This window comes from Streptomyces sp. NBC_00885 (genome assembly GCF_045207475.1).
In the GTDB taxonomy this organism is placed as follows: Bacteria; Actinomycetota; Actinomycetes; order Streptomycetales; family Streptomycetaceae; genus Streptomyces.
In genome coordinates, this window is the sequence record NZ_CP108796.1 from 5745732 (window position 1) to 5770503 (window position 24772).

The window sequence follows — 24772 nt, forward strand, 5'->3', positions numbered from 1 at the left end:
CCCATGACCACCTTCGTGGACCGCGTCGAGCTGCATGTCGCCGCGGGTAACGGGGGCCACGGCTGCGCCTCCGTTCACCGGGAGAAGTTCAAGCCGCTCGGCGGCCCCGACGGCGGCAACGGCGGCCGTGGCGGCGATGTCATCCTGGTCGTCGACCAGTCGGTGACGACGCTGCTCGACTACCACCACAGCCCGCACCGCAGGGCCACCAACGGCCAGCCCGGCGCCGGTGACAACCGCTCCGGCAAGGACGGCCAGGACCTGGTCCTGCCCGTGCCCGACGGCACCGTCGTCCTCGACAAGCAGGGCAATGTGCTCGCCGACCTGGTCGGCCAGGGCACCACCTTCATCGCGGGCCAGGGCGGCCGCGGCGGCCTCGGCAACGCGGCGCTCGCCTCCGCGCGCCGCAAGGCGCCCGGCTTCGCGCTGCTCGGTGAGCCCGGCGAGGCCCGTGACGTGGTCATGGAGCTGAAGACCGTCGCCGACGTGGCGCTCGTCGGCTACCCGAGCGCGGGCAAGTCCTCGCTGATCTCGGTGCTCAGCGCGGCCAAGCCCAAGATCGCGGACTACCCCTTCACCACGCTCGTACCGAACCTGGGCGTGGTCACCGCGGGGTCGACCGTCTACACCATCGCCGATGTCCCCGGCCTGATCCCCGGCGCCAGCCAGGGCCGTGGCCTGGGCCTTGAGTTCCTGCGCCATGTCGAGCGCTGCTCCGTGCTGGTGCATGTCCTGGACACCGCGACGCTGGAGTCCGACCGCGACCCGGTCTCCGACCTCGATGTGATCGAGGAGGAGCTTCGGCAGTACGGCGGTCTCGACGACCGTCCGCGCATCGTCGTCCTCAACAAGATCGACATCCCGGACGGCCAGGACCTCGCCGACATGATCCGCCCGGACCTCGAGGCGCGCGGCTACCGCGTCTTCGAGGCGTCCGCGGTGGCGCGTACCGGCCTGAAGGAGCTGTCCTTCGCCCTGGCCGAGATCATCGCCGAGGCGCGCGCGGCCAAGCCCGTGGAGGAGGCGACCCGGATCGTCATCCGCCCGAAGGCGGTCGACGACGCGGGCTTCACGGTCGCGCAGGAGGAGGACGGCCTCTTCCGGGTGCGCGGCGAGAAGCCGGAGCGCTGGGTCCGCCAGACGGACTTCAACAACGACGAGGCCGTGGGCTACCTGGCCGACCGCCTCAGCCGCCTCGGCGTCGAGGAGCAGCTGATGAAGGCCGGTGCCCGCGCGGGCGACGGCGTGGCCATCGGCCCCGAGGACAACGCGGTCGTCTTCGACTGGGAGCCCTCGATGATGGCGGGCGCGGAGATGCTCGGCCGCCGCGGCGAGGACCACCGCCTGGAGGCCCCGCGCCCCGCGGCCCAGCGCCGCCGGGACCGCGAGGCCGAACGGGACGACGCGCAGCGGGAGTTCGACGAGTTCGACCCCTTCTAGGGAACGTGCCGGATGGCTGAGCCGGGTCGGCGGACGGAGTCCGGCGCAGCCGTCCGAAGCGACGCGCAGCGGGAGTTCGACGAGTTCGACCCCTTCCAGGGGTTCGTTCCAAGGGCTCGGCCCCGATCGCCGGACGGGCTTGGAGAACAAGCCCGTCCGATTCGCTCTATTGCGTGAAGCGGCACAACCTCTCGCCCTCAATGACCGTCTTGTACGCGGGGGTGGGGCGTATCGCCCCTGCACACGGAACGGAGCGTCGGTGAAGATTTCTTTCCTCATCCACACGATTTACGGCATCGGCGGGACCATCCGGACCACGCTGAACCTCGCCGAGGAACTCGCCGACCGGCATGAGGTGGAAATCGTCTCGGTCTTCCGGCACCGCGACGACCCGATCTTCGCCATCGACCCGCGCGTCACCGTCGTACCCCTCGTCGACACCCGCCCCGCCTCCCCGTCCAACGAGACGAAGCACCCGCGCCAGCTGGAGCCCGCTGTGTGCCTGCCCCGGTCCGAGGCGCGGTACAAGGAGTACAGCAGGCTCACCGACGAGCGGGTGCAGGCCCACTACGCGGGCTCCGACGCGGATGTGGTCATCGGGACCCGGCCGGGACTCGTCGCGTACGTGGCACAGTTCGGCCCGGAGGGCGCCGTGCTCATCGGGCAGGAGCATATGACGCACAACCATCACAAGCCCGAGCTGCGCGCCGAGATGTACGACCATCTCGGGCGCCTCGACGCCTTTGTGACCGTCTCCGAGGGCGACGCCGCCTCCTACCGCGCGCAGATGCCGCTGCCCGACACCCGCGTGCTCGCGATCCCCAACAGCGTGCCCGAGCCGATGGTTCTGCCGTCCGACACCTCGGGCACGACCGTGGTCGCGGCCGGACGCCTCGCCTCGGAGAAGCAGTACCAGGTGCTCATCGAAGCCTTCGGCAAGGTCGTCGCCGTCCGGCCCGAGTGGTCGCTGCGGATCTGCGGCTGGGGCAACCAGAAGGACCGGCTGCGCCGGAAGATCGACGAGCTCGGCCTCTACAACAGCGTCCATCTCATGGGTCCCCGCTCGCCCATCGAGCCGGAGTGGGTCAAGGGCGCGATCGCCGTTTCCACATCACGGCACGAATCCTTCGGCATGACGCTCGTGGAGGCCATGCGCTGCGGTCTACCGGTGGTCAGCACGGACTGCGACTACGGCCCGAGGGAGATCATCGAGGACGGGGTGGACGGGCTGCTCGTCCCGGTCGGTGACGTCGAGGCCATCGCCGATGCCCTGCTGAAGCTCATCGACGACGAGGAGCTGCGCCGCCGGATGGGCGCGGCCGCGCTGCGCAACGCTCATCGCTTCGCCCCAGGTCCGGTCGCCAAGCAGTACGAGGAGCTCTTCGCGGAGCTGGGCGCGGCCACGGCCTCGCGCGCAGGCGCGGGCCATGTGGCCCGGGCGGCGGGGGAGAGTGAGCAGTTCACGCCCCTCGCCGACTGCCTGGTCGCCGATGACGGCGGGCTGACGGTCAGTCTGATCCCCGGCGGCGGCCGGCCCGTCGGCCGGGGTGCCGGGCTGCACCTGGTGTGTACGCACCCGGACACCGCGGTCGAGGCGCGGCGCTTCGCGTTCGACGGGGAGGGACGGGCAAGGGTGCCCGCCGGCGCCCAGTTCCCGGAGGGCGTGTGGACCTGCCAGGTGGAGCTGCCGGACGGCGAGCGGATCGCGCTGGCGACCCGGGCCGTCGACCAGCGCGGATCGATGCGGGCCGCTGCCCGTACGCCCGCGGGCGGCCCGGTCCGCAATCTCGTCCCGTATGTGAAGCAGGGAGTGCTCTCCCTGCGGTCCTGGGTCCGGCCGGTCCACGCCGAGGTCGGGGAGATCCGGCTCACTGGGCAGAGGATGATCATCTCCGGGCGGCTGTTCGCCCCGGGCACTCCCGCCGGCGACCCGGCTCTGCTGCTGCGCCGACGTGGCAAGGCTCACGCCGAGCTGACGTTCCCGGCGAGCCGCGAGGGAGATGACGGCTTCCGGGCCACCGTCCCGTGCGCGGCTCCGGCGGACCGCCAGGCGGATGCGCACGACGTCTGGGACTTGTGGCTGCGCCCGGCGCCCGGCGCGCAGCCGGTCAGGCTCGCGCGGGTCCTGGACGACGTGGTGGAGAAGGGTTCCCTCTTCCCGTATCCCGGCATCGACCTGCGCAAGAGACGCCCACTGGAGACGCTGCGCGCGGTGGCCCGCAGACTCGGCGGCAGACCGCAGGAGCTGGTCACGGTCAAGGTCTTCTACAGCGCGGCCAACGAGCTCGTACTGAACGTTGTCGACAAGCCGATCAGGTAGCCGTGCGCACTCTTGACAACTGTGGTTTCAGTCACCCGGACCCTGCGTCGGGATGCAGCAGTACCCCCTGTCCAGGGGGTGAACGCCCGGTTTCGAGGAGGTGTGGGGTGCTTGACCACCGCCTTGCGAGACCGTCACGGAGAGTGCGACCATCAGCCCGTCCCCCATTCGTCGCAAGGTAGGTCGGTCGTCTGTGTCTGTGCCGCACGTAGCCAAGCCCCGCACTACAGCCGTTGTGCTCGCCGGTGGTACCGGTCAGAGAGTGGGACTGGCGATCCCGAAGCAGCTGCTGAAGATCGCCGGCAAGGCCGTCATCGAGCACACACTGTCGATCTTCGAGCAGGCGGAGTCCGTCGACAACGTCATCGTGCTGATGGCGCCGGGTTTTGTGCCGGATGTGGAGCGGATCATCGCCAAGGCCGGACTCACCAAGGTGACGAAGGTGATCGAGGGCGGCGCGACCCGCAACGAGACCACCGAGCGCGCCATCGAGGCGCTCAGCGAGGGGCTCGCCGAGGGTGAGGACCACAACGTCCTCTTCCATGACGCTGTCCGTCCGCTTCTGTCACAGCGTGTGATCAAGGCGTGTGTCGACGCCCTCGACCGCTATCAGGCCGTCGATGTCGCGATTCCGTCCGCGGACACCATCATCGTGACCCGAACCCACGGCGAGGACGGCGAGTTCATCACCGACGTCCCGGACCGCTCGCGGCTGCGCCGTGGCCAGACCCCGCAGGCCTTCAAGCTCTCCACCATCCGGCGGGCCTACGAGATCGCGGCCGGCGACCCCAACTTCCAGGCGACCGACGACTGCAGCGTCGTGCTCAAGTACCTGCCCGACGTGCCGATCTATGTGGTCGCGGGCGACGAGTACAACATGAAGGTCACGCAGCCTGTCGATGTCTTCATCGCCGACAAGCTCTTCCAGCTGGCCTCCAGCGCGGCCCCGCGCCAGGCCGACGCCGCCGCCTACCGCGAGCTGCTGACCGGCAAGACGCTGGTGGTCTTCGGTGGTTCGTACGGCATCGGCGCGGACATCTGCGCGATCGCGAAGCAGTACGGCGCCCATGTCTACGCGCTGGGCCGCTCCACCACCGGTACGCACGTGGAGAATCCCGAGCATGTCGACGACGCCCTTTCCCGGGCGTATGCCGAGACGGGCCGGGTCGACTACGTCATCAACACGGCCGGTGTGCTGCGTATCGGCAAGCTGGCCGAGACCGACAACAGCACCATCCAGGAAGCGCTGAACGTCAACTACCTGGCGCCGGTGCAGATCGCTCGTGCCTCGTACAAGTATCTGGCGGAGACGAAGGGGCAGTTGCTCCTCTACACCTCCTCCAGCTACACCCGCGGTCGCGCCGAGTACAGCCTCTATTCGTCGACCAAGGCGGCCATGGTGAATCTCACCCAGGCCCTTTCCGACGAATGGGCCGGCGACGGAATTCGCGTCAACTGCGTGAATCCCGAGCGCACGGCGACTCCCATGCGCACCAAGGCTTTCGGCGCGGAACCGGAGGGCTCGCTGCTCTCTTCCGAGGCCGTGGCAAGGACCTCGCTGGACGTCCTGCTGTCCGAACTCACCGGCCATGTCATCGATGTCCGGCAGCAGGATCCGACACGTGAGGCGAGCGAAGCTTCGGACTTCGAGAAGGCCCTCGAAGCGGTCCTGGATCGCCAGGAGGATGTGTAATGATCGTTCGTTTAAAGTAATTATCGGGCCTTTGTGGTCGCCCTGAGGCGAAAACCTTGAGGCGAGGACAGAGGCCCGAGTTCGTGAAGCCCCACCTTCACGAAACCCGCCAAACGTGAATCAACCGGCACCCCCTTGGAGCAGGTTCTTCGTGATTTCGACCGCCATTCGACTGGCTCGCGTCGGCAGCCGGTCAGAGCTGGCCGCAGCGGCTCTGATGGGGCTCGGCTATCCGTGCGTGATGATCGCCGCACTGATCCCGAACCTCTGGTTCTTCGCGGCTGCCGCTGCCGTGACCTATCTCGCCGACTGGTATCTGCACCAGAAGGGCAGCTACCTGGTCAACCGGCTCAACAAGGTCCGGGCCGGTCTGCCGATCCGCTTCCTGCTGCGTCAGCTGCTGCTGGTTCTGCTGCTCGCCCGTGAGGGTCTGGCGGAGACCAACTTCTTCTACGCGGCCGTCGCCGGGTTCCTGATCTTCTACGGCCTCCAGGCGCCGCAGGGCGCGATCGCGACCCTGATCCGCCTACGCCGCACCATGCCGGTCGTCACGCGCAACGTCGACCTGAACGCCGTCCGTATCCCCGACGCCCCGCCGAACGCGCTGCTGCACCGCTCCGGCGAGAAGATGCTCCACCTCGACATCCCGGCGATGGCCGGCGTGGTGATCGCCGCGGGGACCGGCACGTACGGCATCGGGTATGCGGGCGTCGCCGTCACCCTCGCCCTCGGACTTGTCTACACGGCCGTCCTCGTCCCGTATCTGCGGCGCAGTCGCCGGGTGCCGGGCGCGGCCGCCGTGCTCAAGGGCGTCGAGACCTGGCTGCGCGAGTACCAGCCGACCGTCGTCCTGTACTTCTCCGGCTCCGACGAGTCCGCGTACCAGGTCAACATGTGGCTCGAGACCATGGAGCAGATCGACGGCCGGCCGCTGATCATCATGCGTGAACGCGGCATGGTGAAGAAGCTCACCGCGACCGCGGTACCCGTCATCTGCGTGCCGGGCGGCATGCATCTGATGAACCTCGACCTGTCCTCGGTCCGCGTCGCGCTGTACCCGGCCAACGTCGGAAAGAACATCCACATCCTGCGCGTGCCGACGATGAAGCACGTCTTCATCGGTCACGGCGACAGCGACAAGCTGGCCAGCGTCAACCCGTTCAGCAAGGTGTACGACGAGGTGTGGACCGCGGGCCGCGCGGGCCGCGACCGCTACGCGCTGGCCGACGTCGGCGTGCGCGACGAGGACATCGTCGAGGTGGGCCGCCCGCAGCTGGCTCCCATCACCTCATGGGCCGGCACCCCGAAGAACCCCATTCCCACGGTGCTGTACGCCCCCACCTGGGAGGGCTGGGACGACAACCCGGGCAACACCTCGCTGCTGCTGGCCGGCGAGAACATCGTCCGGCATCTGCTGGAGGCCGAGAAGCCGGTCCGCGTCATCTACAAGCCGCACCCCTTCACCGGCATCCGCAACAAGAAGGCCCTGGCCGTCCACGAGCGCATCACCGCGATGGTGCGCGCCGCGGCCGCCGAGCGTGCCGTCGACCCCCGCTGGGCTGCCGAAGCCGCCGCCACCCAGTCGGACCAGGCCGAGGCGAAAGCCGAACTGACCCGTATCCAGGCCCGTTTGGCCGAGCTGTCCAAGCCCGGCCGCGCGGGCGGCGACGAGTCGGAGGAGTCACGGGTCTCCCTCGCCGACCCTGAGCGCCTGGCCGAGATCAAGAGGCTGCGGGCCGAGTGGAACGACGCGTACTGGCGCTCCTGCGGCTGGTGGGAGCACCGGGTCGTCTCGGGCTCCGAGCCCAAGCTGTACGACTGCTTCAACGAGGCCGACGGCATGGTCTCCGACATCTCCAGCGTGGTCTCGGACTTCATCGCGAGCGGCAAGCCCTACGCGGTGACCGACTCCGGCCAACTGGGCGAGGAGGAGTTCAAGCGGCAGAACACCGCCGTACGGGCCGCGGTCATCCTCTCCAACAGCGCCGAGGAACTGAGCGAGCTGCTCGACGCGGTGGCGGATCGTTCCGGCGACAAGCTGGTTGACGCCAGGCGCGAGTTGAAGCGCTATCTGCTCGGCCCGGAGGAGCCCAGCTCGATCGAGCTGTTCAACGCGGCCGTACGGCGGCTGACGGCCAAGGCCGAGGCGCGCAACGCCGGTGTGGAGCAGCGCATCGGAGGCCAGATCATCGGCGAGCTCGACCCCGAGTCGGAGACCCCGGACGCGGAGTCCCAGGAGTCGACCGCGGTCGCACGCTGAACCGAGTGGCGCGGGGTGGGTGTGCGCTGTCCAGCCGGTGAAATGACCGCGCACCCGCGCCGCGCCCTGGCATAGATTCGGCACTGTGACAGTGGCAAGACAGCAGGTAACGCAAGCCCGCAGGATCGTCGTCAAGGTCGGCTCGTCCTCGCTGACCACGGCATCAGGAGGACTCGACGCCGACCGCGTCGACGCCCTGGTCGATGTGCTCGCCAAGGTGCGCAGCGGCGGCGAGAAGGAGATAGTGCTGGTCTCCTCCGGCGCCATCGCCGCGGGTCTCGCACCGCTGGGCCTGGCCCGCCGCCCCAAGGACCTGGCCCGCCAGCAGGCAGCCGCCAGTGTCGGCCAGGGCCTGCTGGTCGCCCGCTACACCGCCTCCTTCGCCCGCTACGGCGTACGCGTCGGCCAGGTGCTCCTCACCACCGACGACACCAGCCGCCGCGCCCACTACCGCAACGCCTACCGGACCCTGGACCAGCTGCTCGACATGGGCGCCGTCCCGGTCGTCAACGAGAACGACACCGTCGCCACGGACGAGATCCGCTTCGGCGACAACGACCGGCTCGCCGCCCTCGTCGCGCATCTCGTACGCGCCGATCTGCTCGTCCTCCTCTCCGACGTCGACGGGCTGTACGACGGGGATCCGGCCAGGCCCGGCACCTCGCGGATCGAGGAGGTGCGCGGCCCGGAGGACATCGCGCACGTACAGATCGGCAGCGCGGGCAAGGCGGGCGTCGGCACCGGTGGCATGGTCACCAAGGTCGAGGCCGCCAGGATCGCCGCGGCGGCGGGCGTCCCCGTCGTCCTCACCTCGGCCGTCCGCGCGGCCGACGCCCTCGCGGGCCGCGCCACCGGCACGTACTTCCACAGCACCGGACGCCGCTCCGCCGACAGGCTGCTCTGGCTCGCCCACGCCTCGACCCCGCAGGGCGCACTGACCCTCGACGACGGCGCGGTACGGGCGGTGGTGCAGGGCAGGAAGTCGCTCCTGCCCGCCGGGATCGCCGCCGTCGAGGGTGAGTTCAGCGCGGGCGACCCGGTCGAGTTGCGTGACACCGCGGGCCGGGCCGTGGCCCGTGGGCTCGTCAACTTCGACGCCAAGGAAATCCCGCAGCTGCTCGGCCGCTCGACCCGGGAACTCGCCGAGGAGCTCGGCCCGGCGTACGAGCGTGAAGTCGTACACAGGGACGATCTGGTCGTCCTGCACCCCTGAATCGGCTGAAAGTCCCGTCTTCTCTCGGAGACCTTCACCAAAAGCGCCCCACATCCCGTCCGGGACTGGTCAACTTTGTTGCGGAGGCATGGCGGGGGACAGCAGGACGACACATACAACAGGAGGCCGCCGGTGAGACGAGCGCGCCCAGGGGATGTGCCCCGAGGGCCGGGGGGCTTCCCCCATGCCCGGAGGGCCATGGGCGAGGAACGAGCCCTGACCAGCGTCGGAGCGGGCGCCGACTTCGACGACGGCGCCCAGAGCCGGGAGAGCGCGAAGGAGACGGACACCCACGGCGAGGACCGTGTGCTGTCCAAGCTGTGGCACATCACGCTCAGCGTCTCCGGAGCCGAAGCCCCGCTCAAGGAGGTCCGCCGCGGTCTGGAGCAGCTCGCGCACGACCATCCCTTCCTGCTGACCAGCCGGTACGCCAACGACCACGCGGAGATCCGCTACTGGGAGGAGGCGCGGGACCTGCACGATGCCGCGGCGGTGGCGCTGCGGCTGTGGGGCGAGCACCGCTCCAGCGCCCAATTGCCGCCTTGGGAGATCGTGGGCCTGGAGGTCATCGACCGCCAGACCTACCACCAGCGCATCGCGGAGGGGTACGGTCCGCCGCCGGCCGCCCCGGTGGGCGTACATCCCTTCTGAGGCCTCTGTCTCGCAGTTCGGGACAGCCGACGACGCCCGCCCGGGAGCCCCCGCAAAGCGCAGTACCCTGCGGTCATGACGACGTCCTCGCCGCTTTCGCCCTACGACAACCTCTCGCCCGTCGCCCGGGCCGCCTACCGTGCCCGTGGCGCCGCCGCCGACCTCGCCCCGCTGCCGCGCTCGGCGAAGGACGACGCGCTGCTGGCGATCGCGGACGCCCTCGAGGTCCGTACGAGCGAGATCGTCGCGGCCAACGCCGAGGACATCGCACGGGCCAGGGAGGCCGGCACCAGCGAGTCGATCATCGACCGGCTCACGCTGACCCCCGAGCGGGTGCGGGCGATCGCCGCCGACGTGCGGGACGTGGCCGCGCTGCCCGACCCGGTCGGCGAGGTGGTCCGCGGCTCGACCCTGCCCAACGGCATCGACCTGCGCCAGGTGCGCGTCCCCCTCGGCGTCGTCGGCATCATCTACGAGGCACGTCCCAACGTCACCGTGGACGCCGCCGCGCTCTGCCTGAAGTCCGGCAACGCGGTCCTGCTGCGCGGCTCCTCCTCGGCGTACGCCTCCAACAGCGCCCTGGTGAAGGTCCTGCGCGACGCGGTCGGCGGCTCGGGCCTGCCCGCCGACGCGGTGCAGCTCGTGCCCGGTGAAAGCCGCGATTCCGTACGGGAGTTGATGCGCGCCCGCGGCCTGGTGGACGTGCTCATCCCGCGCGGCGGCGCCTCCCTGATCCGTACGGTCGTCGAGGAGTCCACCGTCCCCGTCATCGAGACCGGCACCGGCAACTGCCATGTGTACGTGGACGCGCAGACCGACATCGACATGGCCGTCGACATCCTGATCAACTCCAAGGCGCAGCGTCCGAGCGTCTGCAATGCGGCCGAGACCCTCCTGGTCCACCAGGACATCGCGGCCGAGTTCCTGCCGCGCGCGCTCGACGCCCTGGCCGAGGCCGGGGTGACCGTGCACGGCGACGAGCGGGTGCTGGAGTACGGCGACGCCACCAAGGCCACCGTCGTGGCAGCAACGGCGGAAGACTGGGAGACGGAGTACCTCTCCTACGACATCGCCGCCGCCGTCGTCGACTCGCTGGACTCGGCCGTCGCCCACATCCGGCTCTGGTCCTCCGGGCACACCGAGGCGATCGTCACCACCTCGCAGGCTGCGGCCCGCCGGTTCACCCAATTGGTGGACGCCACGACGGTCGCCGTGAACGCGTCCACGCGTTTCACCGACGGTGGCCAGTTCGGATTCGGCGCCGAGATCGGGATCTCCACGCAGAAGCTGCACGCACGAGGTCCGATGGGTCTTCCGGAGCTGACCTCGACGAAATACATCGTGACAGGAGACGGTCACACCCGGTGACCGTCGGGCGGGTCATCCGAGCGGGGAGACTTCGGACTCCGCCTGCCCAAAGCGACCGCCCAGGTTTACTCTGAAGGCGTGCCGGACGACGTGGGGGGCAGGCCGTTCCCGGACGGCTGGGAGCCCGACGACGACCGCGGGGGCGCGGACGAGGACTTCGCCTCCGTGGTGTTCGACGAGGATTTCGTGCGTGCTGCCGAGATCCATGAGCCGACCGCCGTCGAGCGGCTTCTGGCTGCCGCCGAGGCCCGCGCCGAAGCCGACGCCTCACGGGCCGGATCCCGCGGCGGGGTGCCCGACGAAGAGCTCTACGACGACGGCTACGGCCCGGGTCTTTACGGCCGGGAGCGGGCATACGACGACGATGACGACGGCCTGGACTTCGACGACGAGTACACAGGTCCGTACGGCCGCCACGGCGGCGCTCTGCGCCCCTACCGCGGCAGCGCCCGCTGGCACCGCCCCGTGGCCTGGATCCTGGCCCTGCTGATGGGCATCGGAATGGTCGCCCTCGCCTTCACGGCCGTCTACCGCGGAGCCGCGGGCAACCGCCAGGACCAGGTGCCGCCGCCCGCCACGACCGGTGTGGACGCCACTCCCACCGGTGGCCCGGCCACCGACCGGGTGGGCGGGCCCTCCGCCTCCGCGGAGTACTCCGCGCCGCCGGTTCCGGCGGATCCGCGCACCCCGTGAACACCCCCTGAGCACCCTCGGACAAGCCCCTGATCAGGGGCTGTGCGCCCGCTTGACAAACTGCGTGAGAACTCGTCAGACATTGTCGTGTACCAGCGCGTTTACCGGGGCCCCGGCGGACCTACCCTGAAAGTATGGCTGGGCGCGGAGACCCGCCCGAGGGGACACCCGAGGGACTCCCCGGCGGTGAGGACGAGTACCGATCCGTCGTCTTCGACGAATCGTTTGTACGGGCTGCGCGGCTTCAGGAATTCTCGGCGCAGGAACGGATGGGCGAGCACGCGCGAGCTGTGCGCAGCCTTCCCGCCTGGAGCCGCAGGACGGGCTCCAAGCAGGTCCTGGTGCTCATCCTGCTCGTCGCGATGGCCTTCGGAACCGCGATCTACCTCGGCATCCGCCACCCCTACCAGACACCGGCGATCAAGCAGGCCGAACCGCTGCGCATCACCATGATCCCGCTCGCTCCGCAGGGCCCCGTCCCGGGCGGCACCCCCGCCGACCTCTACGCTCACAGCCCCGCCGCGAACTTCCGCCTCGGAGCCGCGGGCATCAATCTGCCCGGCGCCCGGCGCACCAAGAACTTCTCCGAGAGCCAGGTCATGACTGCCCTGACCACGGCGAAGGACTACCTCGTGGAGTCCTCGCTCGACCCCGACGTCCTCACGGGCGGCGCGGTGCGGCCGGTGCGGGTGCTGCTCGACCCGGACCAGCTGGAGCAGTTCGACCGGAGCATCGCCACGCCGGCTGCGGACGGCCGCCATGCCGCCACCGGCTGGCTGGTCCGCTTCGACCCGGCGAAGGTGGCGCTGGCCGACACGCAGGTACGGGTGCAGGGCACGCTGCGCTTCGCCGAGGCGGGGCCCGACGCCCTGGAGGTGACGTCGGACCACACCTTCGCCTATGCGCTGCGTCCGGTCGGCGTGAGCGGGCCCGGGGCGAACCAGGCCTCGCTGTTCACCGTCCGCCGCGAGCTGCACTTCCGCTTCGACCGGGACGACCTGCGCCAGCACCGCGCGGAGCTGCTGGTCAGCTACGTCCAGGCCGGCCCTCAGGCCTGCTCGGCGGACGCCTCCGGAACCCTGCGCCCGCTGCTCGCCGGCGAGCGGGCGACCGCGGACGGCCCGGCGGGCACGGACCCGTATGCGACGGGCCAGGCCACCGCGGCACTCTGCGGCTCCCTGTCACCAGGCGCGCAGCCCTCGCCGTGACGGACTGGGCGGTGCGGGGCGTCGGGACGGCAGCCTGGCCGACGGGCTGCCGTCGCCGCCTTGACCGCCTGGTCGACGACGGCCGCCTGACCGGCTGGTCTACGACGGCCGCTTGGCCGCCTGCCCGACGGCCGCCCGACTTGAGCCCGGCCCCCCGTGCTCAGCTGCCGCCCTGACCGCCTCCGCCCCCGGTCTCACCCGCCGGACCGCTGCCGTTGCCGCTGCTCTTCGTGCCGCCGGAGCCCGCGCCGCCGGCCGCCCCCGCGGCGGTGAACTTGTCCCGCAGCTTTCCGCCCAGGTCGCCCGCGCCGCCGGCTATGTCGCCGACCAGCTTCATCAGCGGGTCCTTGCTGGTGCGCACCGTGTCCGCGTAGTGCGATGCGGACTCGCGGAAGGAGTCGGACACCGATGCGTCCTTGTCCTCCGTACGCCGCGGGTAGTGGCCGTCCATGATCCGCTGGTAGTCGCGGCTCGCGGCCCACTTCTTGAGCTCGGCCGCGCGCACCGTGGTGAACGGGTGTGAGCGGGGCAGCACATTGAGGATCTTCAGGACCGAGTCGCGCAGGTCGCCGCCCGCCTCGTACTCCTCGGCCTGCTCCAGGAACGCGTCGACATTCATCTCGTGCAGATGGTTGCCACCTGCGATCTTCATCAGGCCGCGCATCGACGCCTGAAGGTCCTGGCCGACCAGCAGTCCGGCGCGGTCCGCCGAGAGCTCCGACTTGCGGAACCACTCGCGCAGCGCGGTGACGATGGCCATGATCGCCACAGTGCCGAGCGGGATCCACGCGATCTTCAGCGCGAGGTTGGTGAGGAACAGCAGGATCGTGCGGTAGACGGAGTGGCCGGAGAGGGCGTGGCCCACCTCGTGCCCCACGACCGCCCGCATCTCCTCCTCGTCGAGCAGCTCCACCAGTCCGGTGGTGACGACGATGATCGGCTCGTCCAGGCCGATGCACATGGCATTGGGCCGCGGGTCCTGCGTGACATACATCGCGGGGACCTTCTCCAGGTCCAGGATGTAGCAGGCGTCCCGCAGCATGGTGTTGAGATGGGCGAACTGAGCGTCGCTCACCCGCACCGAGTCGGAGAGGAAGAGCAGCCGCAGGCTGCGCTCGGGCAGCAGACCGCTCAACGCCTTGAAGACGGTGTCGAAGCCGCTGAGTTTGCGCAGCGCGACCAGCGCCGAGCGGTCCGCGGGATGTTCGTACGCCCGTGAGGAGATGCCGGCGAAGCGCTTGCGCTGCCTGCTCGGCACGTTCTCGTGACTGCTTTCGGTCATTCAAGCCCCCTGTTGCGCCTGTTGGTGCGTCTTATGGCTCGTCCCCCTGACGGACCCCAGCGTAGGTGCTGTGGCTACGGCCTGGCGGGGGCTGTGGATAACTGAGGAGCACGCCCGACATCGCTTGCCGGAGCGGGCCCCTCCCGCCTTGTCCTGCTACGCGGATACCGCGGAAACGGCACCGACGAGCAGGACAACGACTGAGTCGGCGTGAGCGTGCCCGGGCGCCCCGCATACGATGTGCGCGAAGTCTCTCCGCTCCGTCGGAGGCGTCCGATTCCCGAGCTCCGACTCCCGATCGATAGGTCCTGCTGAAGATGAGCCTCACCAGCACCGCCGCCAGCCTGGTCACCCTCGCCGAAGGCGCCGAGCACGGTGGCAACCACGAAAGCCTCAGCCCGTACCTCACCGGTGGCGGCGCGCTCTTCGCGCTCCTCCTGCTGCTGTGGATCACGACGCGCTTCAACCGCGACCGCTGAGTCCCCGGCCGACGAGTGGGGGCCGTTTCGTGGTGCCAGTAGGCTCTGCACGCATGGGAGAGCAGGAAGTGCCTACTGGTTCCGGTTCCGGCAAGCGCCGACTCGGTGTGATGGGCGGGACGTTCGACCCGATCCACCACGGACACCTGGTGGCTGCCAGTGAGGTGGCCGCCCTGTTCCACCTGGACGAGGTGGTGTTCGTGCCGACCGGGCAGCCGTGGCAGAAGACACACAAGGCCGTGTCGCCGGCCGAGGACCGGTATCTGATGACGGTCATCGCGACCGCGTCCAACCCGCAGTTCTCGGTCAGCCGCATCGACATCGACCGCGGCGGGCCGACGTACACGATCGATACGCTGCGGGATTTGCGCTCCCTCAACAAGAACGCGGATCTTTTCTTCATCACCGGAGCCGACGCCCTGTCTCAGATCCTCGGCTGGCGGGACGCCGAAGAGCTGTTCTCGCTCGCCCACTTCATCGGTGTGACCCGGCCGGGGCACGATCTGACGGACGACGGGCTGCCCGAGGGCGGTGTCTCTCTTGTGGAGGTTCCGGCGCTGGCGATCTCCTCGACGGACTGCCGTGCGAGGGTGGCGCAGGGCGATCCGGTCTGGTATCTGGTGCCGGACGGCGTGGTGCGCTACATCGACAAGCGCCAGTTGTACCGCGGCGAGTGAGCCACGGAGAGGGGCACCTGTGAACGACCAGCAGAGCCACCCGTACGACCCGTACTACCAACAGCCGCAGATCATCGGCTACGACGAGTACGGGCAGCCGGTCTATCAGCAGCCCCAGCCGTACGACCCCTACGCGCAGCAGCAACAGCAGCACCCTCAGCAACAACAGGCTCCCGGCCAGGGATACGGCTACGACCCGTACCAGCAACAGCAGCAACAGCGACCGCAGCCGCAGGCCGATCAGTCCCAGCAGTACGACCCGTACGGCCGTCCGCACCCCCAGCAGGGCCAGGGCCCGGGGTACGGCTACGACGGCTACGGCTATGACACCGGCCAGCAGCCCGCCGTCGACACCACCGGGCAGTGGAACATCCCGCAGCGGCCCCCGGCCCCGCCCGCGCAGGCGCCCGGGCCGGAGCAGCCCGCGGTGCCCGGCCAGCGCAGGCCCGCGCCCGATCGTGACTACCGCACCGAGCAGTTCTCCTTCATCGAGGAGCCGGACGAGGACTCCGAAGACGTCATCGACTGGCTGAAGTTCAGCGAGAGCCGCTCCGAGCGGCGCGAGGAGGCCAAGCGCCGCGGCCGCAACCGCGTCGTCGCGCTGTTCGTCGTCCTCGCGCTGGCTCTCGCCGGCGGCGTCGGCTACCTCTGGTACGCGGGCAAGCTGCCCGGTCTCGCGGACGCCGAGAAGAAGAACAACACGGCCACCGGACCGCAGAAGCGGGACGTGATCGTGGTCCATCTGCACAACACCAAGAAGAAGGGCACCTCCACGGCTCTTCTCGTCAACAACGCCACAACCAAGCAGGGCACCACGGTTCTGCTCCCCAACGCCCTCTCCGTCGCGAACGACGACGGCACCGCCACCACCCTCGGCAAGTCGGTCGAGGACGACGGCTCCGCGGGCACCCGTGAGTCGATCGGCACCCTCCTGGGCGCCAAGATCACCGGCACCTGGCGGCTCGACACCCCGTACCTGGAGAACCTCGTCGAGCTGGTCGGCACCATCGACCTGACCACCGACGCCGCGGTGCCCGGTACCAAGAAGGGCGAGGCGCCGCTGGTCAAGAAGGGCGAGAACCAGACGCTCAACGGCCGCGCGGCCGTCGCCTACGCCACCTACCTCGGGCCCGGCGAGGCCGAGGCGAAGCAGCTCCAGCGCTTCGGCCAGGTCATGCAGGGCGTCCTGAAGAAGTTCCCCGACGACCCGAAGTCCGCGACCGTCACTGTGGAGACGCTGGCGCAGATTCTCGACCCCTCGCTGCGCGAGAGCGATCTGGGCGCGTCGCTGGCCAAGCTCGCCGAGCACGCAAAGGGCGGCGACTACAAGACGGCGCTGCTGCCGGTCCAGCAGGACGGCACGCTCACCGAGCAGGCCGCCAGCAGTGTGGTCAAGGACATCCTGGGCGGCTCGGTCACCGCGCCGGACAAGGACGCAGCCCTCCGTGTGGGCATCAAGAACGCCACCGGGAACACCGGCGCCACCGAGAAGGCCCGGATCGACCTGGTCAACGCCGGTTACGCGGTCCTCGACGGCGGCAAGGCGGACACCGAGTCCACCTCGAAGATCACCTACGGCGACGAGGCGCAGAAGGCCAAGGCCGTCGAGGTCGCCAAGACCCTGGGTCTTGCGACGAGCGCGGTCAAGAAGGGCGCCGGCGCCCCCAACGCCGATGTCTCCGTCGTCCTCGGCAAGGACTACAAGTCCGGGAGCTCGTCCACCGGCGGATGATCAAGCCTCAATAATCCCGGCAAGGGGTGTCGGTGGTCCGTGAGACCCTTGAGGGGTACCTGACCGCCGACGAAAGCCTGCTTGTGACCGCCACGGATCGCTCCATCGAGCTCGTCAACACCGCCGCTCAGGCGGCTGCCGACCGGCTCGCGCACGACATCATCGCCTACGACGTCAGTGACGTGCTGTCGATCACCGACGCCTTCCTGCTCGCCTCCGCCCCCAACGACCGCCAGGTCAAGTCGATCGTCGACGAGATCGAGGAGCGGCTCAACAAGGAGCTCGGCGCCAAGCCGGTGCGCCGCGAGGGCGACCGCGACGCCCGCTGGATCCTGCTCGACTACGTCGACATCGTCGTGCACGTCCAGCACAGCGAGGAGCGTGTCTTCTACGCCCTGGAGCGGCTGTGGAAGGACTGCCCCGAGCTGCCCCTCCCCGAGGACGCCCTGAAGACCCGCGGCAAGGCCGAGGAGCACGCTCGGCTCACCGGTGACCCGGACGGTGAGCTGAGCTGAACGGCAGAGACACCGGAAACAGCAGAGACACCGGAAACAAGAGCGGCGCGGGGCGCCGTGTCGTCCTGTGGCGGCACGGCCAGACCTCGTGGAACCTCCAGCGCCGCTTCCAGGGCTCCACGGACATCGCCCTGACCGATGCAGGCGTCGCCCAGGCACGCCGGGCCGCACGGCTGCTCGCCTCCCTCAGGCCCCACGCGATCGTCGCCTCCGACCTTAAGCGGGCGGCGGCCACGGCCGGCGAGCTGGCCGGGATCACCGGCCTCGACGTCTCCTACGACTCGGCTCTGCGGGAGACCTACGCGGGCGCCTGGCAGGGCCTGACCCACGACGAGATCGTCGAGCGGTACGGCGAGCAGTACGCCGCCTGGAAGCGCGGTGAGCCCGTGCGCCGGGGCGGCGGTGAGTTGGAGACGGAGGTCGCCGACCGGGCCGCTCCCGTGGTGATGCACCACGTCGAGAAGCTCCCCGAGGAGGGCACGCTCGTCGTGGTCAGCCACGGCGGCACGATCCGTACCACCATCGGCCGGCTGCTCGGCCTGGAGTCCCACCACTGGGAGAGCCTCGGCGGCCTCTCCAACTGCTGCTGGTCGGTGCTCGGCCAGGGCGCGCGCGGCTGGCGGCTGCTGGAACACAACGCCGGCACGCTGCCGGAACCGGTCCTCGGCGACGACGACTGACCAGCTCCGGGCCCGGCGTTCGGCCCTGCGACCCCGGATTTCACTTTCCGGCAGGTCGCAGGCTAAAGTTCTTCTTGTTCGCAGCGCGGAGCGCGAAGAACACGCGGGGCTATAGCTCAGTTGGTAGAGCGCCTGCATGGCATGCAGGAGGTCAGGAGTTCAATTCTCCTTAGCTCCACAATCCGGATCCCGTCCTCACCAGAGGGCGGGATCTCGCGTTTCCCTGGCCGTCTGCCGGCTCGTCGTCTCCGGCGGTTCGTCGTCTCCGGCTCGTCAGCGGCCGCGGCGCGCGCGCAGCGCCTCGATCCGCTGCCGGCTCTCCTCGTCGTTCGGGGTGTAGGCGACGATCCGGCACTCCGGCATTCCGTTGATCGACAGCGATACGGATGTCATCCGAACCTCACCCACGGCCTTGTGGCGGAACGTCTTCACCCGCGGCCCCGGCGGCCGGACATTCCCGCTCTCCCACAGCTCGGTGAAGTAGTCGCTGACGGCCGAGAGGCGGTGGATGAACGACTCCCAGGCGGGCTCGCCCACATGACGTCCATACGCACCGCGCAGCTGCGCCACCATCAGCGGCAGCTCCGACTCCCGGAAGACCAGCGGGCAGTCCGGCTCGGGCAGGGTGAAGAGGCTCCACAGCACATTCCGCAGGCCGAAGCCCTTCACGTCGTGGCGGGCGAACAGATCGCGGTAGGCGTGGTTGGTCGCCAGGACGTCGTACCGCTCGTTGTAGACCACGGCCGGGTGCGGGTCCAGGGCGTCGATGATGCCCTGGATCTCCGGGCCGACGTGCTCGGCGCCCTCCTGCCTGTCCGGCGCGTACGGCACCTCCGCCAGGTGGTACAGATGCTCCCGCTCCGGCCGGTCGAGCCTGAGCGTGCGCGCCACGGCGTCCAGGACCTGGGCGGACGCATTGATCGGACGGCCCTGTTCGAGCCAGGTGTACCAGGTGACGCCGACGCCGGAGAGCTGGGCGACCTCCTCGCGGCGCAGCCCCGGGGTGCGTCGCCGCAGCCCGGGCGGCATGCCCACGTCGGCGGGTGTCACCCGCGCCCGGCGGCTGCGCAGAAACGCGGCCAGCTCGGGTCTGCGGCGGTGGTGTGCCGCCGCGCCTGTGGTGTTCGTCGTCGCCGTCATCGTGGTCACATCCCCCATGGTTGAGGCCCCGGCCCGTCCTTGCCAGGTGCTGTCAATACCAGCATCGGCGGGCTCTCGTTACCCGTACTGGAATGCCGTCAGGCTCGCAGCCATGACGGCAACCTCTGCGGAAACTCCACTGGTCAGTAAAGACCCAGGCACTGACAACCGGCCACGGCTGCTGCTCGCGATCGTGCTCGCGGCGCAGTTCATGGCGCTCCTCGACACCTTCATCGTCAATGTCGCGGCCCCCACCATCCGTGCCGAACTCGACGCGTCCGGCGCCGGGTTGCAGCTGGTCATCGCCGGTTACACCATCTCGTACGCCGTCCTGCTCATCACCGGCGCGCGGCTCGGCGATCTGCTCGGACACCGACGGGCCTATCTGGGCGGGCTGTTGCTCTTCACCGCCGCCTCGCTCGCCTGCGGACTCGCCGCGGACACAGGCCAGTTGATCGCCTTCCGGCTGGTCCAGGGCACGGGCGCGGCCCTGATGATTCCCCAGGTGCTCAGCCTGATCCAGCGGAACTTCACCGGCGAGCGAAGGGTGCGGGCGCTCGGCGCGTACTCGGCGGTTCTGGCCACCGGAGCCGCCGCCGGGCAGGTCGTGGGCGGTGTGCTGGTCAGCGCCGACCTTTTCGGCGCGAGCTGGCGGCCGGTCTTCCTGGTGAACGTTCCCATCGGCCTCGTACTGCTCGTCCTGGGTGCGCGGATACTGCCCAGGGACCGGCGCGAGGAGCCCGAGCGCGCCCGCGGCCTCGACCTGCCCGGTCTGGTGCTGCTCGCCGCCGCTGTGTCGCTGTTCACCGTGCCGCTGGTGCTCGGGCAGGAGCAGGACTGGCCTGTGTGGTCCTGGCTCTCTCTCGCCGCCTCCGTGGTGTTCTTCGGCGCCTTCCTCGCGTACGAGTCACGGCTGGCCGCTCATGGCGGCGCACCGCTGATCGCGCCGCGCGTGCTGCGCATACCCGGCATGGGCCGCGCGGTGCTGCGGATCACCTTGGTGATGGCGGTGAACGCGGGCTTCCTCTTCACCCTGACCCTGCATGTCCAGGGTGGTCTCGGCCACAGTGCGCTGCGCGCGGGGCTGATGTTCGCGCCGACCGCGGTGATCTTCGGAGCGGTCGGGCTGACCTGGCGGCGCTGGCCCGCCCGCCTGCACAAGGCGCTGGTCCCGGGCGGGTTCGCGCTGACCGCGCTGGCCTGCCTCGCGGTCGGCCTGACGCTGCGTGACGGCGGCGACGGCGGGTTGTGGCTGTACCTCGCCTTCATGGGTGTGGGAGCCGGTCTGGCGCTCGCCTACAGTCCCACGCTCACCGGCGCGCTCGCGACGGTACGACAGGAGGATGCCGCGGACGCCAGTGGGCTGCTCGTGACGATCGCGCAGCTCGGACAGCTGATCGGAGTTGCCGCATTCGGCACACTCTTCCTGAATCGGCAGACAGTACCCGGGGCGCAGGGGTCGGCTGATGCGCTGTGGGTGTGCGCGCTCGCGCTCGCCGGGGCTTCGATCTTGGGTTCGGTGGCCGGTCTGGTACGTAAACGCCGCTGACCCTCTTGCGTGGCCATGGCAGAATCGGACGGCCGGAGGGGACACCGGCCAGAACGGGAGGGAGAGCACGATGTCCGCCAGCGGGAGCGAGGAGGCCGAGGATGACCTGCTTGCCGCGGCGGAAGCACGCGCTCGTCTCAGCTGCCCGTCCTGCGGTTCGGCGCATGTCGCCCAAGTCCTCGGCGACAATGGCGGAGTGTCCTACGTGTGCACGGCCTGCGGCCACAGCTGGAGCTGAATGATGGGTGCACACAGGCGTAAATGCGACTGGTGCGGCAGTGGTACGCCCATCGTCCGGGACATGGACCCGATCAATCCCGAGTACCAGTACTGGTGCGAGGAGTGCGCGCGGGCGCTGATCATAAAAGGCGACCCCATCGAGACGTACAGAGAGCTCGAAGGGGAGCCGATCTACGGGCGGCTGCTGGACGAGCACTGCACCCTGAAGCGGTTCTACTCCTTCGCCACGGCCTGACAGGGACGGCTCGCGCCGTCGGCGGTGTCCCCTCGGAGTGTCCGTGGGAGGCCCGGAAACGATTTGGTGAAGCACCGGGGGGACCGTGTAATGTTGTCGACGTCGCCGCGGGGGAAGCCTTCCGGCAGGGCGGCACATCGCAAGGGGCTATAGCTCAGTTGGTAGAGCGCCTGCATGGCATGCAGGAGGTCAGGAGTTCAATTCTCCTTAGCTCCACAGAAGCAGTACAGATCAAGCAGTACACATGCAGTACGCATAAGGAAGCGGGCCACCCGGATCGGGTGGCCCGCTTCCTTATGTGCCGTCAGTCCCGTCAACCGCGGCCGCTGCCAAGGGCCTTGCGGTTGCCGCCGGGCAGTTCCCGCCGGCCGGAGGGCGCGGGGGCCCGCTCGCCGGGCATCTGCTCGATACGCATCGCCAGTGCGGGACACCGGCGTACGGCCCGCTGGGCGCGCCCCTGCAGGTGCATGGGAACGACCGCGTCGGCCACCGAGGGGTAGCCGTCGGGGTTGAGCCGGATCAGCTCCGGGATGATGTCCGCGCACAGCCCGTGGCCCTGGCAGAGCGTCCAGTCGATGAAGACCTTCTCACCGCTCGGAATCGACTCTTCCGCCTCCTCGTAGCCGGGCAGCGGGAGCGGCAGCACGCCGGTCGTCTCGCGTCCGCAGCCGCCGTGGAGCACATGGGCGGCGAGATCGTCGGTGAAGGCGGACAGAGTCGAGGCGAAGAAGCGCGCCGAGCCGTCGGGGTGCTTGCACGCGCCCCTGCCCTTCACGGCCTGGGTCACCTCGCGCAGCGCCTCCAGGGCGGCCGGGCCACCGCCGTTGATGACATCGGACAGACCGCCGGCCGCGGCGGGCAGGCCCAGCTTGCAGGGGCCGCACTGCCCGGCCGTCTCGGCGGCCAGCCAGTTGGCCACCCTCAGCGCCTCGCCCAGCGGGCAGGTCTCGGGGCCGATGGGGAGGATCGCTCCCGCGCCCAGCGAGCCGCCCACGGAGGCCAGGGACTCTCTCGAGACGAGCGACTCATGGACGGCGACCGAGTCGATCCAGTTGCCGTGGTAACCGCCGGTCAGCACGCCCTGGGGGAGCGGCGGGGCGCCCGCCAGCTGCAGCACGTAGCGCAGCGGCACGCCCGTGGGGACCTCGACGACCATCGGGCGCGCGACCGCCCCGGAGATCGTCAGCATGACTGTGCCCGGCTCGGTGTCCAGGCCGGTGTGGCTGTAGCGGCGTGAGCCGATGCGGGCGCCGATGGCGAGTTGCGCGAACGTCTCCGCGTTGGACAGCAGGGTCGGCGCGCCGCCGACGCCCGTGTCGGAGGCGCGCTCACGGCGGCCCGGCGGCAGCGCGGGGCCGCCGTTGACGGCACGGATCACGGAGGAGGCCTCGCCGGAGACCATGCGCTCCGGGGTACGCACCACCCGCGCGCGCAGCTGCTGCCCGCGCCGGTCGGACAGGCCGCGCTCGGCGAGCGCGGCGCGCATGGAGATCTCCGTGGAGTTGCGGGTGACCGCGACGACCAGAGTGCGCGCGCCGAGCGCCTCGGCGGCCAGCAGCGCGCCGTCGAGGATCAGATGGGGGGCGCGGTTGAGCAGGACGGTGTCCTTGCGGCAGGCGGGCTCGCCCTCACTGCCGTTGATCACGACGACGGGCCGCACCCCGCGCCGGATGGCGGACTTCGCGACCGCTCTGAGTTTCTGTCCGAAAGGGAAGCCTGCGCCGCCGCGGCCGCGCAGGGTTATCTCCTCGGCGAGCTGGGCCAGCCGCTCGCCGGTCATGGGTTCAAGAGGGCCGTGCACCTTGAGATGCATGGGGAGGTCGAGTCGTTCGACAAGGTCGAACCCCTGCGTCAGCTGGGGAAGGCCGACGACTCGGACCTCGGGGACATCAGGAAGGGGGGTGTTCACGGTCGGTCTCCTGCTGGCGCGTTCCAGGGCTCTCCCGCCGGAGGCGGAAAGAGGGGTCCGGGCATTGGCGCTGTGTCTTCGTAGCCACCGGCGGTGCCGGATTGGTACGGGGAGGGGGGTTCTTCGTACGGGGATGAGGGTTCGTAAGCGGAGGGAGCATCGTACGAGGCTGTGTCGTACGAGGTTGTGCCGTACGAGGGGGAGGGAGGTGCTTCGTACACGGGAGGGGGCTCGTACGCCGAAGGAGCGGGGGGCTCGTTCGGCTCCGGCAGGAAGGCCTGCGCGGGAGGCGGGGGCGATGGGGCCGGCCACAGGCCCGGCCTGGGGCCCGACTCCGAGACGACGGGGATCTCCTCGGTCATCGGGATGCGCTCGGCCAGCGGGGCCGACTGGTCGCCCGCGAGGGACACCGCGCGGTACGCGGCGGAGATCCCCGTGCCGGGGCCGATGCCGCCGCCTGCGGTCCTCTCGGCGGGGGTTTCCGCGATCGGGGGCGGCGGGGCTTCGTAGAGCTGGGGCGAGGGGGCGGCGAGCCGGCGGGGCTGCGCGCGCGACTGGCCGAGGGGGCCGCCGAGCGGGGTCTCGCGCTGGAACTCGGCCTCGTACGGGCGCTGCGAGGGAATGCCGTTCATGCCGTTGAGTCCGGCCGGTGCGGTCACTCCGCTCGCACCGGGGAGCGGGGAGGCGTTCAGATCGCGCCGTTCCCATTCCTCCGCGCCCTGTCTGTCGCCGGCCGAGCCGATCAGGGAAAGGATCTTGGCGGCGAGGCGGCGCTTCACAGGTCGCGGCAGCATCCGCAGGGCGACGGCGGCGGCGACGGCGGTGAGCGTCAGGCAGTACATGGTGACCACCCACGTCGCGGCCGGCCGGCCGGTGTACAGCCCGTGCACAAGGGCGAAGCACCAGGCCGGGTAGGCCAGCATGTGGAGCGGCCGCCAGCGGCCCGCCACCTTGACGTTGGCCGCGAGAGCGCTGCGCAGCGCGCCGGTCGTGGCTGCCACCACCATCAGGAACCCGGCGAGCGAGCCGAAGCCGATCAGGCTGGACGTCCCGGTGACGCCGAGTCCGAACGGGACCAGGGCGCCGATGAGTTCGACATGGCCCAGCGACACCTTGACGGTGGCGTGCAGCAGCAGGAAGCCGAGCGAGGCGACCGCCGTGCTCCGGTGGATGCCCTGGGCGAGGAGGCGGTGGCGGGTGGAGAGCAGCAGCCGGTCGGTGGCGATCAGGCCCCACGCCACGGAAGCGGTGAGGGACACCAGGGACAGAACCCCGGTCGTGAAGTCCAGCGCGGCGCGGAAACTGTCGCTCCCGCCGACGGCGAGCAGGGGTATGAGTACCAACGCCGCAGCGGTCAGGCCGCCTTGGACCTGGCGACTGAGCCCGGGGCCCGGCGCTGGCGAAGAACGGCTTTTGCGATGAGGGTTCATGGGGCGACTCCGAATGGTGCGGGAAATGCGGTCCCGTTGACGCATGCTAGGTCGACCC

At 70.0% G+C, this 24772-nt stretch carries 21 protein-coding genes and 2 tRNA genes; 19 read left to right on the forward strand and 4 right to left on the reverse strand.

Going from position 1 to position 24772, the window contains the following annotated elements; genetic code table 11:
• Positions 1-3: 3 nt before the first annotated feature.
• The 9 genes from obgE (at position 4) to OHA61_RS26195 (ending at position 12846) form a co-directional block, all read left to right on the forward strand.
• Entirely contained in the window at positions 4-1440 is a 1437-nt protein-coding gene (gene obgE / locus OHA61_RS26155; protein ID WP_406305081.1) for a GTPase ObgE, read from the forward strand.
• A gap of 259 nt (positions 1441-1699) precedes the next feature.
• Positions 1700-3760: a glycosyltransferase family 4 protein gene (locus OHA61_RS26160; protein ID WP_406305082.1), complete on the forward strand. Its 2061-nt coding sequence runs from the start codon at positions 1700-1702 to the stop codon at positions 3758-3760.
• A 193-nt stretch (positions 3761-3953) separates the two neighbouring features.
• A complete protein-coding gene (locus tag OHA61_RS26165; protein WP_324980600.1) occupies positions 3954-5453 on the forward strand; it encodes a bifunctional cytidylyltransferase/SDR family oxidoreductase in 1500 nt (499 codons plus the stop codon).
• A gap of 151 nt (positions 5454-5604) precedes the next feature.
• Positions 5605-7713, forward strand: a complete 2109-nt coding sequence (locus OHA61_RS26170; protein WP_406305083.1) for a hypothetical protein — start codon at positions 5605-5607, stop codon at positions 7711-7713.
• A gap of 85 nt (positions 7714-7798) precedes the next feature.
• Positions 7799-8926, forward strand: a complete 1128-nt coding sequence (gene proB, locus OHA61_RS26175; RefSeq protein ID WP_266476433.1) for a glutamate 5-kinase — start codon at positions 7799-7801, stop codon at positions 8924-8926.
• A gap of 132 nt (positions 8927-9058) precedes the next feature.
• Positions 9059-9577 (forward strand): hypothetical protein, encoded by a 519-nt coding sequence (locus tag OHA61_RS26180; protein WP_406305084.1) that lies wholly within the window; start codon positions 9059-9061, stop codon positions 9575-9577.
• Between the two features lie 75 nt (positions 9578-9652).
• The gene (locus OHA61_RS26185) at positions 9653-10945 is read left to right on the forward strand and encodes a glutamate-5-semialdehyde dehydrogenase (protein ID WP_406305085.1); all 1293 of its coding nucleotides are present in this window, start codon (positions 9653-9655) and stop codon (positions 10943-10945) included.
• Between the two features lie 78 nt (positions 10946-11023).
• Positions 11024-11638 carry a hypothetical protein gene (locus OHA61_RS26190; protein WP_324980586.1) on the forward strand — a complete coding sequence of 205 codons (615 nt, stop codon included), beginning with the start codon at positions 11024-11026 and terminating at the stop codon, positions 11636-11638.
• Positions 11639-11772: 134 nt separating this feature from the next.
• On the forward strand, positions 11773-12846 hold the full coding sequence (locus OHA61_RS26195) for a hypothetical protein (protein WP_406305086.1): 1074 nt from the start codon (positions 11773-11775) through the stop codon (positions 12844-12846).
• A gap of 160 nt (positions 12847-13006) precedes the next feature.
• Here the strand turns inward: OHA61_RS26195 and OHA61_RS26200 are convergent, their stop codons facing one another.
• Complete coding sequence (locus OHA61_RS26200) at positions 13007-14128, reverse strand: M48 family metallopeptidase (protein WP_406305087.1); 1122 nt, start codon at positions 14126-14128, stop codon at positions 13007-13009.
• A gap of 317 nt (positions 14129-14445) precedes the next feature.
• On the opposite strand from OHA61_RS26200, the gene OHA61_RS26205 reads away from it, so the two are divergent.
• From OHA61_RS26205 to OHA61_RS26230, 6 genes are all read left to right on the forward strand, one after another.
• Positions 14446-14607 carry a hypothetical protein gene (locus OHA61_RS26205; RefSeq protein WP_186357104.1) on the forward strand — a complete coding sequence of 54 codons (162 nt, stop codon included), beginning with the start codon at positions 14446-14448 and terminating at the stop codon, positions 14605-14607.
• 53 nt (positions 14608-14660) lie between these two features.
• A complete protein-coding gene (nadD, locus tag OHA61_RS26210) occupies positions 14661-15284 on the forward strand; it encodes a nicotinate-nucleotide adenylyltransferase (protein ID WP_142217123.1) in 624 nt (207 codons plus the stop codon).
• Positions 15285-15303: 19 nt separating this feature from the next.
• Positions 15304-17016 carry a LytR C-terminal domain-containing protein gene (locus OHA61_RS26215; protein ID WP_406305088.1) on the forward strand — a complete coding sequence of 571 codons (1713 nt, stop codon included), beginning with the start codon at positions 15304-15306 and terminating at the stop codon, positions 17014-17016.
• Between the two features lie 83 nt (positions 17017-17099).
• A complete protein-coding gene (rsfS, locus tag OHA61_RS26220; protein ID WP_266478842.1) occupies positions 17100-17531 on the forward strand; it encodes a ribosome silencing factor in 432 nt (143 codons plus the stop codon).
• On the forward strand, positions 17528-18211 hold the full coding sequence (locus tag OHA61_RS26225; protein WP_406307469.1) for a histidine phosphatase family protein: 684 nt from the start codon (positions 17528-17530) through the stop codon (positions 18209-18211). Before rsfS ends, OHA61_RS26225 begins: the two co-directional genes overlap by 4 nt.
• A 105-nt stretch (positions 18212-18316) precedes the next feature.
• Positions 18317-18389 (forward strand) — tRNA-Ala (locus tag OHA61_RS26230).
• A gap of 95 nt (positions 18390-18484) precedes the next feature.
• Here OHA61_RS26230 and OHA61_RS26235 read toward each other — a convergent pair.
• On the reverse strand, positions 18485-19369 hold the full coding sequence (locus OHA61_RS26235) for a helix-turn-helix transcriptional regulator (protein ID WP_406305089.1): 885 nt from the start codon (positions 19367-19369) through the stop codon (positions 18485-18487).
• A gap of 94 nt (positions 19370-19463) precedes the next feature.
• On the opposite strand from OHA61_RS26235, the gene OHA61_RS26240 reads away from it, so the two are divergent.
• The 4 genes from OHA61_RS26240 to OHA61_RS26255 all read left to right on the forward strand — a co-directional run bounded on the left by OHA61_RS26240 (position 19464) and on the right by OHA61_RS26255 (position 21591).
• The gene (locus tag OHA61_RS26240; protein WP_406305091.1) at positions 19464-20900 is read left to right on the forward strand and encodes an MFS transporter; all 1437 of its coding nucleotides are present in this window, start codon (positions 19464-19466) and stop codon (positions 20898-20900) included.
• A gap of 70 nt (positions 20901-20970) precedes the next feature.
• Positions 20971-21138, forward strand: coding sequence for a hypothetical protein (locus OHA61_RS26245; RefSeq protein ID WP_324980570.1), 168 nt, complete (start codon positions 20971-20973; stop codon positions 21136-21138).
• A gap of 3 nt (positions 21139-21141) precedes the next feature.
• The gene (locus OHA61_RS26250) at positions 21142-21375 is read left to right on the forward strand and encodes a hypothetical protein (RefSeq protein WP_040916346.1); all 234 of its coding nucleotides are present in this window, start codon (positions 21142-21144) and stop codon (positions 21373-21375) included.
• A 143-nt stretch (positions 21376-21518) separates the two neighbouring features.
• Positions 21519-21591: transfer RNA gene (locus tag OHA61_RS26255), tRNA-Ala, on the forward strand.
• A 97-nt stretch (positions 21592-21688) separates the two neighbouring features.
• On the opposite strand, the gene OHA61_RS26260 is transcribed toward OHA61_RS26255, so the two are convergent.
• Both OHA61_RS26260 and OHA61_RS26265 read right to left on the reverse strand, forming a co-directional pair.
• On the reverse strand, positions 21689-23284 hold the full coding sequence (locus OHA61_RS26260) for a ferredoxin (protein WP_324980561.1): 1596 nt from the start codon (positions 23282-23284) through the stop codon (positions 21689-21691).
• Positions 23281-24714 (reverse strand): hypothetical protein, encoded by a 1434-nt coding sequence (locus OHA61_RS26265; RefSeq protein ID WP_406305092.1) that lies wholly within the window; start codon positions 24712-24714, stop codon positions 23281-23283. The genes OHA61_RS26260 and OHA61_RS26265 overlap by 4 nt, the downstream gene beginning before the upstream one ends.
• Positions 24715-24772 lie beyond the last annotated feature (58 nt).